The sequence below is a fragment of the Verrucosispora sp. WMMD573 genome, assembly GCF_027497175.1.
Taxonomy (GTDB): Bacteria; Actinomycetota; Actinomycetes; order Mycobacteriales; family Micromonosporaceae; genus Micromonospora.
In genome coordinates this window covers 5159335-5172757 of record NZ_CP114901.1, presented here as the reverse complement: position 1 = coordinate 5172757, position 13423 = coordinate 5159335, and the positions used below count along the sequence as shown (strand labels likewise).

At 72.1% G+C, this 13423-nt stretch carries 11 protein-coding genes; 8 read left to right on the top strand and 3 right to left on the bottom strand.

Annotation, left to right across the window (positions count from 1 at the left end):
• Positions 1–36 precede the first annotated feature (36 nt).
• Positions 37–1380: a glycoside hydrolase family 18 protein gene (locus O7601_RS23535; RefSeq protein WP_281563262.1), complete on the bottom strand. Its 1344-nt coding sequence runs from the start codon at positions 1378–1380 to the stop codon at positions 37–39.
• A gap of 202 nt (positions 1381–1582) precedes the next feature.
• Between O7601_RS23535 and O7601_RS23530 the strand changes: the two genes are divergently transcribed.
• The 7 genes from O7601_RS23530 to O7601_RS23500 all read left to right on the top strand — a co-directional run bounded on the left by O7601_RS23530 (position 1583) and on the right by O7601_RS23500 (position 6431).
• Positions 1583–2101, top strand: coding sequence for a DinB family protein (locus O7601_RS23530; protein ID WP_281563261.1), 519 nt, complete (start codon positions 1583–1585; stop codon positions 2099–2101).
• Between the two features lie 317 nt (positions 2102–2418).
• Positions 2419–3204 carry a cellulose binding domain-containing protein gene (locus O7601_RS23525; protein ID WP_281563260.1) on the top strand — a complete coding sequence of 262 codons (786 nt, stop codon included), beginning with the start codon at positions 2419–2421 and terminating at the stop codon, positions 3202–3204.
• Positions 3205–3318: 114 nt separating this feature from the next.
• The gene (locus tag O7601_RS23520; RefSeq protein ID WP_281563259.1) at positions 3319–3957 is read left to right on the top strand and encodes a transporter; all 639 of its coding nucleotides are present in this window, start codon (positions 3319–3321) and stop codon (positions 3955–3957) included.
• Positions 3954–4265: a transcriptional regulator gene (locus O7601_RS23515; RefSeq protein ID WP_281563258.1), complete on the top strand. Its 312-nt coding sequence runs from the start codon at positions 3954–3956 to the stop codon at positions 4263–4265. The genes O7601_RS23520 and O7601_RS23515 overlap by 4 nt, the downstream gene beginning before the upstream one ends.
• Complete coding sequence (locus tag O7601_RS23510) at positions 4262–5161, top strand: ABC transporter ATP-binding protein (protein ID WP_281563257.1); 900 nt, start codon at positions 4262–4264, stop codon at positions 5159–5161. The genes O7601_RS23515 and O7601_RS23510 overlap by 4 nt, the downstream gene beginning before the upstream one ends.
• Before the next feature lie 9 nt (positions 5162–5170).
• The gene (locus tag O7601_RS23505) at positions 5171–5908 is read left to right on the top strand and encodes an ABC transporter permease (RefSeq protein WP_281563256.1); all 738 of its coding nucleotides are present in this window, start codon (positions 5171–5173) and stop codon (positions 5906–5908) included.
• A 31-nt stretch (positions 5909–5939) separates the two neighbouring features.
• Complete coding sequence (locus O7601_RS23500; RefSeq protein ID WP_281563255.1) at positions 5940–6431, top strand: molybdenum cofactor biosysynthesis protein; 492 nt, start codon at positions 5940–5942, stop codon at positions 6429–6431.
• A gap of 47 nt (positions 6432–6478) precedes the next feature.
• Here O7601_RS23500 and O7601_RS23495 read toward each other — a convergent pair whose 3' ends face one another.
• Complete coding sequence (locus O7601_RS23495; RefSeq protein WP_281563254.1) at positions 6479–9808, bottom strand: BTAD domain-containing putative transcriptional regulator; 3330 nt, start codon at positions 9806–9808, stop codon at positions 6479–6481.
• A gap of 146 nt (positions 9809–9954) precedes the next feature.
• On the opposite strand from O7601_RS23495, the gene O7601_RS23490 reads away from it, so the two are divergent.
• Positions 9955–10851, top strand: a complete 897-nt coding sequence (locus O7601_RS23490) for an alpha/beta hydrolase (RefSeq protein ID WP_281563253.1) — start codon at positions 9955–9957, stop codon at positions 10849–10851.
• A gap of 42 nt (positions 10852–10893) precedes the next feature.
• On the opposite strand, the gene O7601_RS23485 is transcribed toward O7601_RS23490, so the two are convergent.
• On the bottom strand, positions 10894–13119 hold the full coding sequence (locus O7601_RS23485) for a discoidin domain-containing protein (RefSeq protein ID WP_281563252.1): 2226 nt from the start codon (positions 13117–13119) through the stop codon (positions 10894–10896).
• Positions 13120–13423 lie beyond the last annotated feature (304 nt).

Sequence of the window (13423 nt, the reverse complement as noted above, 5' to 3'; positions counted from 1 at the left end):
CCGCCGGTCGGGGACGGCGACCGGGGGACGGTACGGCTATCGGGTGGTGAGTCCCAGGCTGATCGTCCTGGTCAGGGTTGCGCGGTCGTCGTCGCCGTCGAGCGACCAGATCATCGCCCCGCCCAGGCCGGCCCGGCGGACGTAGAGCGTCTTCTGCAGCACCACCACCGGATCGTCGTACGTCCAGAAGGTCGTGCCGTCGAACAGCCAGGCGTGCCCGGCGCGCAGGTCGCGGTGGACGGTGAAGCCGTCCCGGGCGAGGTTCTTGAGCTGCTTGTAGTCCTCGAACCCGGCGGCGTGGGTGGCCGGCGCGGGCCCGGTGGCCGCCTGGAACAGCCCGTTGCCGTCGCCGGTGACGCCGGTCCAGCCCTGCCCGTAGTAGGGGATGCCGAGGACCAGCTTGTGCCGGGGTGCCCCACGGGCGATCCAGCCGTCGATCGCCACCTCGACCGAGAAGTCCGGGTCGTCCGGCGCGCCCTTGGGTACGCGCAGCGCCGACTGCTGATTGGTCACCGCTTCCCAGGTGCCGTGGAAGTCGTAGCCCTGCACGGTGGCGAAGTCGAGGTACTTGAAGATCTTGCGTCCCTCGTAGCCGGCGTCCATGGCGGCCGGGTTGGCCGGGAGGAAGGCGGTCAGTGGGTGATGCCGCCGCGTCTGCCGGCCGTACGCGTCGAGCTGCCGGCGGAACTCGGCGAGCAGTTTGGTGAAGTTCTCCCGGTCCTCGGGGCGGATGACGTTGCCGGGCTCACCCGGCCAGTTGGGCCACTCCCAGTCCAGGTCGATGCCGTCGAACACCCCGGCGGCGGCACCGGGACCGCCGCTGCCGCCGTCCAGGATCGGCAGGTTTCCCCTGAGGTAGAGGTCGATGCAGGAGGAGACGAAGGCCCGACGGGCGGCGTCGGTGCGGGCGGCGTTGGAGAAGTACGTGGACCAGCTCCACCCGCCCAGCGAGATCATCACCTTCAGCTCGGGGTGCTTGGCCTTCAGCTTGGCCAACTGGCCGAAGTTGCCGTTGAGTGGTTCGCCCCAGGCGTCGGCGAAACCGTCCACGCTCTCCTCCGCCGGGACGGGACGCTGGTAGTCGGCCCAGGCGTCGCCCTCGCCCGGACCACCGTCCACCTGGCACCGTCCGTCCTCGCTGACGTTGCCGAATGCGTAGTTGACGTGGGTGAGGCGGCTCGCCGCGCCGGAGGTGTCGAGTTTCTTGACCGGGAACGCCCGGCCGTAGATGCCCCACTGGGTGAAGTAGCCGACCCGGTGGTAGCCGTCGCTGCGGCCCGGCTTGCCGCTGGCGTGGGCGGAGTTCGGTGGCGCGGCGGTGACGAGCAGGGTGGTCAGGGCGACGAGGGCGGTGAGACGGCGGGGACGTGATGATCGCATCGGCACTCCCGGGCGGGGTGGGCGAAATCAGTTAAGAGACCTTCCTGATCGATGAAGCTAAGCCGATCACGGTCCGCGGTCAAGGGTCGTCGCCGGCTCACCGCCGCCCGGAGTCGAGTTCGACCGGATGCGCCAAGCGTTGACGGAGGGACTGTCGGGGGTGGCCAATAGCATCGGCCTACCGCCGATGAAGGGGCCGACCATGACCGAAACCGGGCTGCCAGCCGAGCGTGCCGACCTGCTCCAGGCCCTGCGCCAGCACCGCTTCCTGCTGCGCAACACGGCACGGGAGCTGACCGACCAGCAGGCCGCCGAGCGCAGCACGGTGAGCGAGCTGTGTGTGGGCGGCGTGATCAAGCATGTCGCGCACACCGAACGCGACTGGGTCGGCTTCATCCTCGATGGTCCGGCGGCGATGGGCAGCTCCGACGACCCGGGCGCCAACGAGCGTCACACGCAGTCGTTCCAGATGCTGCCGGGAGAGACCCTGGCCGGCATCCTGGCGGCCTACGACGAGGTGGCGCGCCGCACCGACGAACTCGTCGCCACCCTGCCCGACCTCGACGCCGGTCACCCGCTGCCGGAGGCCCCCTGGTTCGAGCCGGGTGCCCGCTGGTCGGCCCGCCGGGTGCTGCTGCACATCATCGCGGAGACAGCCCAGCACGCCGGGCACGCCGACATCATCCGCGAGGGCATCGACGGCGCTAAGTCGATGGGCTGAGCTGCGCCGTGGGTCCGGTCCTGGAGGCGACACCTGTCATCCGGCTATTGTCCGGTCCGCTGAATCGGGGCGGTTGTATCGAGAAACGTCGACTGGGAGACTCAGGCTCATCGACCGCGTCCGGGGAGCCGATGCGGTCGCTCGACGGGCGTGGGCGGGCCGTGGATGCCCCGCGTCCGGGCAGCCCTCTCGCGCGCGTACCGCCACCGTGACGTCTGCTGTCGACGCTGTCAGCGGTCCGTTGGCCGGTGCCCGACACCTACCGGCCGTCGGCTGACTCAGCCGATCCGCCGGTCACCGTACCTCGGAGGTAACGGATGCTACGTACGCTCGGCGTGGTGCTGACCGCCGTGACCCTGGCCGCAGTCGCCGGGGTCACGGCGGCCGGTGCCGCCGACGCCCCGGCCGCCCAGACCCCGGTGCCCCTGTGGACCCCGAGCCCGAGTCCGACCCCAAGCCCGACCCCGACACCTACCCCGACGGTGGCCTGCCCGCCGGCACTGCCGATCAGCGCCATGATCACCGGGGTGACCGCCACCACCGTCACGATCAGCTACTCCCTGATGTTCAGTGGCCCACCCTGCGGCTACGAACTGCCGATGACCGTCCTGCTCTTCACCAGCCGTGACGACGCGGCGAACTGGCGGAATCCGGTAGCCGAGGCGGTCACCGGGCTGGAGCGCAACGGGCAGGTGACGCTCGACGGGCTGACCCCGGACACCGAATACTGGTTCCGGTTCAGCGACGTCGAGGCCCGGCGTGATCCGTATGTGATCGGTGGACCGGCGCGAACGGAGCCGTTGTCCCCCTGCGGCGCGACGGCCACTATCGACGCCCGGTGGGGCAGTGGTTTCGTCGCCACGGTCACCGTACGCAACACCGGCAGCGAACCGCTGGACGGTTGGCTCGTCCGGTGGCGGTGGTCCGGTGACGAGCGGATCCAATCGGTCTGGGGTGGGGTGCCCGACAGTTCGGCCGCCGACGTCACGGTCCGCAACGCCTCGTACAACGGCACCGTCGCGCCGGGCGGTACCACCACGTTCGGGCTGCTCGCCTCGGCCAGCACGGTGCCGCAGGGGATCACGTTGACCTGCGCAAGCTGACCGGCGATCACGTTGGTCTGCGGACCGCCGGCTCGGTCCGCAGGCCAACGGGTGCGCCGCCTGCCGGACGGGCCGCCGTCGGCACGCTTGACTTTGCGTCTTAAAGTAGTTTGCGTGATTGCGAACGATGACCTGCCGCCCGAGGACCCGGCTGCCGCCCTGCGACTGATCGACGAGCAGCGGGCGACCGCCGCCCGTCAGTTCGAGCCGGATCCGCGCGCCTACTACTGGCCCTGGGGGCTGGCCTGGCTGATCGGGTTCGGGCTGCACTTTCTCCACTACTCGCCGGGTGACGCGTCCCTGGTCGAGATGCCCTCCTGGCTGCCGCTGACCACGCTGTTCGTCCTGCTGGCCGCCGCCGGCGCCGTGACCGCGATGGCCGGCGCGCGGGCGTACGGGCAGGTGACCGGGGAATCCGCCCGACGCGGCGGCTGGTACGGCTGGTCCTGGGGGCTTGGCTTCCTGACCCTCTTCGTGCTCGCCGGCCGGCTGTCCGACAGCCTGCCGTCGGACCTCGTCGGCCTGCTCTGGTCGGCCCTCGCGGTGGGCCTGACCGGCATCCTGCACATGGCCGGCGGCGCTATCTGGTTGGACCGCCCGTTGTTCCTGCTCGGTGTCTGGATCACCGTGGTCAATCTGCTCGGCACCATCGCCGGCCCCGGCTGGCACGCCCTGACCGTCGCGGTCGCCGGTGGCGGCGGGATGCTGCTCGCCGGACTGCTCGGCTGGCTGCGTCGTCGAGGCCGGCAATGATCGAACTCGATCCGGTCATCCACGCCCAGGCCCGGCTGCGGGTGGTCGCCTCCCTGTCCGCCCTGCCCGACTGTGATCAGGTGGCCTTTCCGCGCCTGCAGGAGATCCTCGGGATGACCGCCGGGAACCTCTCGGTGCACCTGCGGCGGCTGGAGGAAGCCGGGTACGTCGCCGTCACCAAGACCCACCGGGGTCGTACCCCGGTCACCCTGATCGCTCTCACCCGTCGCGGTCGCCTGGCCTTCGAGGAGTACACGGAGGCCATCCGGGCACTGCTCGCATCCGCCGATGCCAAGGAGACATCATGATCCTCGCCCGGGCCGAGCAGGCCACCCGACGCTACGGCGACGTCCTGGCCCTGGACCGGGTCGACCTGGACGTGCCGGCCGGCGAACTGGTCGGCCTCCTCGGGCCGAACGGCGCCGGCAAGAGCACCCTGCTCAACCTGCTCGTCGGGCTGCGTCGCCCCACCGGTGGCCGGGTCCTGCTCTTCGGCGGCGATCCCCGCGACCCCGGGTGCCGCCGCTGGGTCGGGGTCACTCCGCAGGAGACCGGGCTGCCCGGTTCGCTACGCGTCGGCGAGGTGGTCGACTTCGTCGGTGCGCACTTTCCCGACCCGGTGCCACGGGCCGAGCTGCTCGGCCGGTTCGGTCTGGCCGACCTGACTCGGCGGCAGACCGGTGGGCTGTCCGGGGGACAGCGGCGGCGGCTGGCGGTGGCGCTGGCCTTCGTCGGTCGGCCCCGGCTGGTCCTGCTCGACGAGCCGACCACCGGCCTCGACGTCGAGGCCCGGCACGCGCTGTGGGACGCCATCCGCGCCTTCCACGCCGACGGCGGTACGGTCCTGCTCACCAGCCACTACCTGGAGGAGATCGAGGCACTGGCCCAGCGGGTGGTGGTCATCGGGCAGGGGCGGGTGCTCGCCGACGACAGCGTCGCCGCGATCCGCGGCGTGGTCGGCCTGCGCCGGGTCAGCCTGACCACCGACGAGCTGCCGACCCTGCCGGACGTGGTCCGGGTGGAACGGGACCGGGAGCGGATCCACCTGCTCACCGGCGACGCCGACCAACTGGTCCGCGATCTGGTCAACGCCGGTGTTGCCTTTCGCGATCTGGAGGTCCGACCCACCTCGCTGGAGGAGGCGTTCCTCACCATCACCGCCGAGAGCCGGCCGGCGGACGCCGACGTACCGACCACCGCCTGAGGAGAAGCCGTGCAGTACGCCCTGGCCCATGCCCGCTACCAACTGCTGGAACTCGTCCGGACCCCGGTCGCGGTGTTCGGCAGCGCCTTCTTTCCCGCCGTCGCGATGCTCTTCTTCGTGGTGCCCGCCGTCGGCGACAACGCCGTGGGTGCCACCTATGCCACCGCCGCCATGGTCACCTTCGCGGTGCTCAGCGCGAACGTCTTCCAGTACGGCGTCGGCGTCGCCGAGGACCGGGCCCAGCCCTGGGATCCGTACCTGCGGACCCTGCCGGTCGGGCCGGCCCCGCGGTTCGCCGGCCGGGTGCTGGCCGGCCTGACCCTGACCTACCTGTCGCTGCTGCCGGTGGTGCTCATCGCGGCCCTGCTCACCGAGGCGCGAACCACCGCAACGGGGTTCCTGCTCGCCGCCGCCACCGTCGCGCTGGTGTCGGTGCCGTTCACGCTGATGGGGCTGGCCATCGGGTACGCCCTGCCGAGCAAGGCGGCGATCGTGGTCGCCCAGCTGGTGTTCTTCCCGCTGGCCGTGGGCGGTGGCCTGCTCACCGCACCCGGGCAGGCGCCCGCGTTCATCGAGGCGATCGCGCCGTTCCTGCCGACGCGGGGCGCGGTCGAGTTGATGTGGACGGCAGTGGGCGACTTCCGGCCCGCGCCGCTCTCGATGATCATGCTGGGGGTGTGGATCGTCGGGCTGGCCGCCCTCGCCGGCTGGGCGTACCGGCGCGACGAGGGACGCCGCTTCTCCTGACCGGTAACCGTGCCCGGCATAGGGTCGGGGCATGCCGGAGATCGTCCAGCTGCTGGCCTCGCCCGTGCACCGGTTCGTCGGTCGGCCTGCGGACGGGCCGGGGCCGGTGGCTGCCGGCGAGCTGGTGGACGAGATCCAAATCCGGGCCGAGCTGGGCATCGTGGGGGACCGGTACTTCGGCAAGGCCGCTCATCGGCAGGCGAGCGTCACCGTCATCGCCGCCGAGTCGCTGCCGGCCGGGACCGGCCTGGCTCAGGTCCGGCGCAACATCCTGACCCGGGGCATCACCGTGGACGACCTGGTCGGCTCGGTGCTGGTGCTCGACTCGGGCCAGGGTCAGGTGCGGCTGCGCGCGAACCGGGCGGCGCACCCCTGCGCCTGGATGGACGTGACCATCGGCCCCGGCGCGTGGCGTGGCCTGCGCGGCAGGGGCGGCGTCCGCTGCACCCCGTTGACCGACGGCATCCTGCGGATCGGGCCGGTCGACGTGACCGTCGAGGACGATTCGGCGCGGCCAAGTTGAGCCCTCAGCCGCGAGACGACGCGTGGTGGACCCGAGCGCGGTCAGGGTCACCGAGCGCGGTCAGGGTCGCCGAGCGCGGCGGCGAGGTCGCCGAGGTGACGGGCGACCGGGCCGAGGGTGAGCACACCACTGCCGGCGCCGGCCAGTTCGCCGTCGGCGGGCAGCAGGTCGGCGTACGCGGCACGGACGCGGGACCGGTCGCCGAGCGCGAGGGCGGCACGGGCGACCAGGCAGCTGCGGGCCTCGCGCAGCAGGTCGTGCGGCGAGTCCGGCACGGCCTTCAGGGCCTCGGCGGCCCCGGTGCGGTCACCGGCGGCGAGCAACAGCAGCGGGCGGACCCAGGGTTCGTACGGACCAAAATCCTCGCCCCGCCAGCGGACCGTCTCGCCCGCTGTCAGGTCGCCGCCGGTGGTCAGCCGTAGGCAGAACAGCGCCAGCGGGGCCAGGCCCTGCGCCATGCCGGGCAGCTCGTCGGCGGGCAGGGCGTGATCTGCCGCCCGGTAGGCGTCCTCCGCCTCGGCGGGGCGTCCCTCGATGGCCAGCCGCAGGGCCGCGTACCACCGGGTGAAGAGACCGACCAGGGGGAGCTCGTAGCGCCGGGCGAGGTGGTCGGCGGCCGTGGCGCGGGCGTCGGCCGTGGCCAGGTCGCCGACCGCGCAGTACGCCTGCATGGCGATGAGGTGACCGAGCACCTCGAATGTCACCAGGTTCCGTGAACGGGCCACCTGCACCAGCTCCACGCCGAGCCGTGCCCGCTCCGGCGCCAGGCCACCCCGGTGAAAGGTGTGCAGATAGCGGGCGTTGAGCGCCAACGCGAGCAGCGGTACGTCACCGGTCCGCCGGGCGATGTCCTCCGCCTCGCGGGCGGCCCGGTCGCCGCGGTCGCCGGTGCTGCCGCGCAGCTCCAGCGCCAGGGTGGCCAGCAGGTGACCTCGACGCGCGTGATCGTCCGGAGGCAGGGCCGCCAGCGCGGTCTCGACGGCCAGCGCGACCTGCCGGGACAGAAGCTCGTCGTCGTTGCGGGTCCAGATCGCCGGTACGTCGAAGGCGGTGAGCACGTCCGCCAGTAGTTCGGGGTCGTCGAGTCGCTGGGCGCTGCTGATCGCGGCGGCCCGGTGCCGGCGGGCCTGCGCCAGCCGACCGGTGACCGCGAGGGCCCGTCCCAGACCCATCTGCGCTGCCAACTGGCCGTGCACGTCGCCGTCGGCGGCCCGGTCGTACGCCGTGACCGCCTGCTCCCAGAGCCGGACCGCGTCGTGCGGGGCGGCCCGCGTCTCGGCCTGCTCGGCGGCCGAGCGCGCGTAGCGGGCCGCACGGCCGGCGGTGGCCCGGGTGCCGGCGGCGGTGAAGTGGTGGGCGAGGGCGGCGGCCTGGTGCGGGTGCAACCGTTCCAGGGCCTCGCCGGCGGCGGCGTGCCACCCGGCGCGGCGGGCGACCGGCAGGTCGTCGTAGAGGGTGTCGCGAACCAGAATGTGGGTGAAGCGCAGCTGCCCGGCCATACCGTGCGCGCTGAGGAAGCCGGCCTGTTCGGCCCGGTCGAGGGCGTCGAGGACGACCGCTTCCCGCTCGCCGGTCAACGCCGACAGCACTTCCGGGTCGACGTCGCGGCCGACGACCGCCGCTTGCCGAAGCAGTGTTCGGGTGGCTTCCGGCAGTTGGGTGAGACGGTGCCGGATGACGTCGCGCACCCCGGCCGGCACCCGGGCGAGCGCCTGCGGACCCTCGGCGACGAGCAACCGGGCCAGCTCGCGGACGAAGAAGGGATTTCCGCCGCTGCGACGGTGAATCGACCGGAGGGTGACGGCGTCGACGTCGAGCCCGACGACCGCCCTGGTCAGCTCGGCGGTCGCCGCCTCGGGTAGGCCCGTGAGGTAGACCCGGGCTGGTTCGCGGGGTGCGAGCCGGGCCAGCGTCGCCGTCAGCCCGGCGTTGACCTGCGACGTGCGGTACGCGGCGACGATCATGACGGGGCCGCTGGCCAGCGCCGGCTCGGCGAACAGGCCGGTGAGCAGGTCCAGGGTGCCCTCGTCGGCGCGGTGCAGGTCGTCGAGGACCAGTAGCACCGGGGCTTGCCGGGCCGCGTTGTCGACAAGCGTGATCGCCTCGCGCCGCAGCCGGAACCGCAGCGTCTCGAGGCTCCGTTCGCCGCCGTTGCCGGGTGCCGGTCCGGCGTCGGCCGGCGGTGGTGGCGCAGCCTGCTGTGTCGGCCGGATCCTCGCCGTCAGCGTCTGGTTGATCTGCGTCCAGGGCCAGGCGGTCGGTGCACCGTCGTACTCGGGGACACGACCCCAGGCGGTCACCCAGCCGTCGACCGCCAGGCGGCGGGTGAGTGCGTCGAGCAGGGCGGTCTTGCCGGCGCCCGGGTCGCCGGAGATCAGGGCGACGGCCGGCACGCTGTCGCGGGCCGTGCCGGCGGCGACTCGGACGAGGCGGTCCAGTTCCGGTTCGCGGCCGACGAAGGGACGCCGCCCCGGCGGCAGGTCGGCAAGTTCCGGGGCCGTGCGGTCGGCCTGGGCCGGCACGTCGGGAGAGGCCGACGGCACGGCGGCTGGGGTGACGGGCGCCGGTGCCGGCGGGGTGGGCGTGGTCGGGGCGAGGTGCGGCGCCTGCTGGAGGACGTCGGCTTCGAGCTGACGCAGCCGGGGCCCGGGGTCGATGCCGAGTTCGTCGACCAGGGTGTCGCGGACCCGGCGCAGCGCGGCGAGGGCTTCTCCCTGCCGGCCACAGCGGTACAGCGCGACGATCCACAGCCGCCAGATGTCCTCGCGCAGCGGGTGGGCCTCGGCGTCCCCCCGCAGGACGGTGGCGGCCTCGACATCGCGCCCGAGCGCCATCAGCGCTTCGGCCCGCCGCTGGCTACCGAGCAGCCGCAGGTCGTCGAGGCGGTTGATTTCCCCACGGGCCCAGCCCTCGCCGTCGTACCCGGCGTAGGCAGGCCCCCGCCACAGGGCGAACGCGCCGTCCAGGCCGGTCAGCGCTGCCTCCGGACGGCCCTGGTCGAGTAGCCGTCCGGACTCCATCACCGCCGCCTCGAACCGCCAGGCGTCGACCGCGTCGGCGGGGGCACGCAGCGCGTACCCGGGGGGTGTGGTGAGCAGCAACCGGGCCGGTCGGCGGGCCGGCCGTTCCGGCTCCAGGGCCCGTCGCAGATCGGCCACGAAGGTGCGGATCGCCGCGATCGATCCTTCCGACGACGGCTGCCAGAGGTCGGCGAGGAGTTGGTCGACGGGGACCACCCGGCCTCGGGCGATCAGCAAGCGGGCGAGCACGGCGCGGTGCCGGGGGCCCTTCAGCCCGACCGGTACGCCACCGGCCCACGCGGTTACCGCACCGAGCACCCCGAAGGACACCGCCGGAACCGTGTCCTGCCTGGTCATGTGACCACTCTAGGGCGAGTGCCGATCATGGCGGCGGTCCACCGGCACTCATCGGGCACTCATCCGATGCTGATCCGGCCCGGCGAACCTCGGTGTCGACGACCGGCGACCGCCGATCGACACCCATGTGATTCGGAGGACCTGGAATGACCCCGCGTATCAGCGGCTTCGACCAGCAGCGCGTTCCCGTCGCCGACGGGGTGGAACTGCACGCCGCCGTCGGCGGTTCCGGCAGTCCGATCGTGCTGTTGCACGGCTTCCCGCAGACCCACCTGATGTGGCGGCACGTCGCCGCCGACCTGGCCGCCGACCACACGGTGATCGTGCCGGACCTGCGTGGCTACGGCGCCAGCGACAAACCCGCCGACCCGGACGGCACCGCGTACGCCAAACGAACCATGGCCGCCGACGTCGTCGCGCTCGCCGAAGCGCTCGGTCACGACCGGTTCGCGTTGGCCGGCCATGACCGGGGTGCCCTCGTGGCGATCCGCGCCGGCCTCGACCACCCGGAACGGATCACCCGTCTCGCCATCCTCGACGTGCTGCCCACCCTCGACATGTGGGACGTGCTGCACGGTGTCGACGCGGCGGTCGGCTTCCACCTCTACCTGATGGCGCAGCCGCCCGGGCTGCCCGAACAGATGATCGCGGCGAGCGCCGACGCATTCTTCGGCCATTTCCTGGACGTTTGGATCCGGGACCCCGGCGCGATTCCCGCGGACGTCCGGGCGGCGTACCTCGCGGCGTCCCGCGCATCGGTGGACTCCATCGTCGCCGACTACCGGGCCACCGCCGGCATCGACGTCGTCCACGACCGCGCCGACCGGGCGGCGGGTAACCGGCTGCGGATGCCGGTGACCGTCCTTCAGCAGGACTGGGGTGCCGCTCTGGGGTACGACGCCGCCGGGTTGTGGCGCGGATGGGCACCGGACCTGGTGCACGAGACGGTCACCTGCGGCCACTTCATGGCCGAGGAGTCCCCGGCCGACGTGGTCCGGGCGCTGCGGGCGCTGCTGTCCCGGGAACCGGTCAGCCCGGCGTGACGGCGTGGCCCGGCCGGGGTCACCGGCCGGGCCACCACCGGCCTACGGATACGCGGTCAGGTACGACACCTGGTTGCCGGCGTTGACCGTGTTACCGACATTGTTGATCATCCGGTTGATCGTGCCGACGCCGCCGAGGGACACGGTCACCATGTTGGTGAATCGCACGTTCGGATTGTTCGGCACCTCGAACGACCGCTCGGCCACCACCGACGGGTCGACGTTGAAGTAGGCGTAACTGCCCAGCCCCCACGCCTGGTGACTGGTCACCGAGTCGGCCACCTTGTACGCGGCGTAGCCCCGGGTCGAACCGTTCATCCAGGCCGCCTGGTTGGGCGGGTCGTACGGCAGTTCGTTCTGGTAGAAGTACGTCCGCCCGCCGTTGCCGTTCCAGATGGTCTGGTACTTCTGGTAGTGCTCGACGAAGAGGCCGTACATGGTGACGTTGTCGCCGTTGACGATCAGCCCGGTGTCGGCGGTGTTCACCGTCCAGCCGACGCCGTCGCCGTGGTCGGCCCGCCACAGCCACAGGTGGTCGCCGATGACGTTGTCGCTGTTGACGACCAGGCTGGTGGCGGCACGGCCGACGCCCGGCCCGCCGATGCGGAAGAAGACGTCGTGCAGCGAGGTGGGATTGGCGGCGTGGCTGGCCGAGGAGCCGCCTGGGCCCACCTCCATCAGCACCGGGGAGCTGACGGCGCCGGCCTCGAACATGATGCCGGCGACCTTGACCCCGTCGACGTCGGCGACCCGCATCGCGACGGTGCCGTTGTCGGCCTGGATGGTGGCCAGTCCGAGGCCGAGGACGACGGTGTTGGCCCGGTTGACCTGGATGGGCTCGGTGACCCGGTGCACGCCCGGGGTGAACAGCAGGTGCCGACCCTGGGCCAGGGCGTTGTTGATGGTCGCCGCCGAGGCGCCCGGCCGGACGACGAAGAAGTCGGCCAGCGAGATGGACGAGCCGGCCGGGGTCTTGTTGTACCAGCTGGTGCCGGAGGAGTTGGCGCGCAGCGCCGGCACGAAGACGCGGTACTCGCCGGTGCCGTCGACGTACAGGAACGGCTTCTCCCGGACCAGCGGCGTGGTCGGGATGACGGTGTGCGACGGGTTCGGGAAGTTCGGTGTCGGCGCGCCGGCCACCCCCTGGAAGACCATGTTCCACACCGAGCCGGTCCAGCCGTTGCCGAACTCGCTGTTGCGCGAGTACCACTGCTGCTGGGAGCCGGAGACCACCAGCCCGTCGATGCGGGTGTCGGCCATCAGCCCACCGCTGGCCCAGCCGGTGTAGCCGTCCCAGAGCTGGATCTGGTTCTGGCCGCCGCGCAGGTGCATCCGCCGGTACGGCGCGGCCTGCGACACCGCCCACCGTTCGACGGCCACGCCGGCGGGCAGGGTCACGGACAGGTTCTCCGCAGCCCGCCAGAAGTTCTGTGTGGCGTTGCCGCCGAACCAGGCCGCCTCGGCGCGGACGTGCCCGTTGAGGTTGACGTCGTCGGGGGACATGCCGAGCCCGGCGACCTGGGTGAAGAAGCCGAGGTTGACGTCGGCGGTGTAGTTGCCCGGCTTGAACAGCACGGCGTACCGCTGCGGGCCGAACTGGTTGGTCTCCTGCTGGCTGAAGATCGTGTTCAGCCGGTTCTGGATGGTGGCGGTGGGGGTGGCGGGATCGAAGACGTACGTGTTCGGGCCGAAGTTCGGGTTCCGTGGATCGGTCGGTTCGACCGGGTCACCAGGTCCGCCGCCGCCGAACTCGCCGAAGACCTGGAGCTCCCACAGCGAGTAGCCGTATCCGGTGGCGCGCTGGGTACCGTACATCCGGACGTAACGGCCGCTGCCGGTGACGGCCAGCGTCTGGGTTCCGCCGCCGCCGTTGCTGGTGCTGTGGATGGTGGTCCAGGTGGTGCCGTCGTCGGAGGTCTGGATCTGGAAGGCGCGCGCGTACGCGGCCTCCCAGCTCAGGGTGACGCCGGTGATGGTGGCTCGGCTGCCAAGGTCGACGCGGAGCCACTGGGGATCGCTGAAGGCGCTGGACCAGCGGGTGCCGGTGTTGCCGTCGACGGCCGCCGAGGCGGGGAAGGCGCCGCCTTCGGTGGAGGAGGCGGCGGCTGGCCGGCCCTGGGAGAGCAGGACCGGCGCGGCCTGGGCGGGGGCCGCGCCGACGTGCGGGACCAGCGTGGCCACCAGCGCCACCGCCAGGCCGGCGAGCAGGCTGCGGGTGCGTGGTCTGCGGCCGGGCGTGGATGGTACGAGGGAAACGGGTGGTGTCATGACGTCGCCTGTCGGTCGAGGGCTGCTGACGACGGGCGCGACGGGGATTCGGGACGGCTGACGCTGCCGCACCATGATGCCGCCGGGTTGGCACCGTTGTGCGGTAGCGCGCTTGCCGAAGAGTGTTGCGGCGACGTTGCGTCGCCGTCAAGACATCGATCCGCATTCACCCCGTTGGTGACCATGAGTAAACCTCACTCAGCGTGTCACTCCCGGCCGTCCTCCTGGAATGCACTCGCCACGCTTTGCTCTGCTTCAACCCGCGCAATAGCCGTTGACCAGCGCCCTCGCATCGCAGGTGATG

What these genes read in the sequence shown, in the direction of transcription:
- O7601_RS23535 (WP_281563262.1), bottom strand. Translation starts at nt 1,380, where the DNA reads ATGCGATCATCACGTCCCCGCCGTCTCACCGCCCTCGTCGCCCTGACC.
- O7601_RS23530 (WP_281563261.1), top strand. Translation starts at nt 1,583, where the DNA reads ATGACCGAAACCGGGCTGCCAGCCGAGCGTGCCGACCTGCTCCAGGCC.
- O7601_RS23525 (WP_281563260.1), top strand. Translation starts at nt 2,419, where the DNA reads ATGCTACGTACGCTCGGCGTGGTGCTGACCGCCGTGACCCTGGCCGCA.
- O7601_RS23515 (WP_281563258.1), top strand. Translation starts at nt 3,954, where the DNA reads ATGATCGAACTCGATCCGGTCATCCACGCCCAGGCCCGGCTGCGGGTG.
- O7601_RS23510 (WP_281563257.1), top strand. Translation starts at nt 4,262, where the DNA reads ATGATCCTCGCCCGGGCCGAGCAGGCCACCCGACGCTACGGCGACGTC.
- O7601_RS23500 (WP_281563255.1), top strand. Translation starts at nt 5,940, where the DNA reads ATGCCGGAGATCGTCCAGCTGCTGGCCTCGCCCGTGCACCGGTTCGTC.
- O7601_RS23495 (WP_281563254.1), bottom strand. Translation starts at nt 9,808, where the DNA reads ATGACCAGGCAGGACACGGTTCCGGCGGTGTCCTTCGGGGTGCTCGGT.
- O7601_RS23490 (WP_281563253.1), top strand. Translation starts at nt 9,955, where the DNA reads ATGACCCCGCGTATCAGCGGCTTCGACCAGCAGCGCGTTCCCGTCGCC.
- O7601_RS23485 (WP_281563252.1), bottom strand. Translation starts at nt 13,119, where the DNA reads ATGACACCACCCGTTTCCCTCGTACCATCCACGCCCGGCCGCAGACCA.